The sequence below is a fragment of the Rhodococcus sp. B10 genome (assembly GCF_011770055.1).
GTDB classification, from domain to species: domain Bacteria; phylum Actinomycetota; class Actinomycetes; order Mycobacteriales; family Mycobacteriaceae; genus Rhodococcoides; species Rhodococcoides kyotonensis_B.
The window spans coordinates 1-405 of sequence record NZ_JAAFYV010000119.1 but is presented as its reverse complement, the minus strand read 5'-3'; the positions used below and the strand labels follow the sequence as shown (position 1 = coordinate 405).

Annotated in this window: 1 pseudogene; it reads right to left on the bottom strand. The window is 70.9% G+C overall.

What is annotated here, in order from left to right:
- Positions 1-323: pseudogene (locus RhoFasB10_RS25935) on the bottom strand (hypothetical protein); the annotation flags it as partial.
- Between the last annotated feature and the right edge of the window lie 82 nt (positions 324-405).

The following is a 405-nucleotide window of genomic DNA, read 5'->3' as shown; positions in this document are numbered from 1 at the left end:
ATCGTGGTCGGCGGCACCATCAGGAACAGGCCGGCCACCGGTACCTGCAACGAGGCGATGGCGGAGATGTAGGCGCCCAGGCTGGAGCCGGCCAGCACCACCGGCCCCTGCCGGGCCGCGATGGCGGCGCGCTCGACCAGGCGGCGCAGGCGGGTCGGCACGTCGCCTACCCGGCTGACCTCGCTCATCGCGTCCAGGTCGGTGTAGTCCGGGCGCTCATGGGTCCAGCCCAGGCGCTGCGCCACGTCGGCCAGCGCGGTGACCTTGGTCGCTTCCGGGCCGCTCTCGAAGCCATGCGACAGGATGCAGTGGCCGCGGCTCATGCACGTGCTCCGTGCGAGCGGGCCAACGAGGAAAGAGAAGGCAGGTTCATGCCGCAATGCTAGCATCGCCGGATGCCCAACC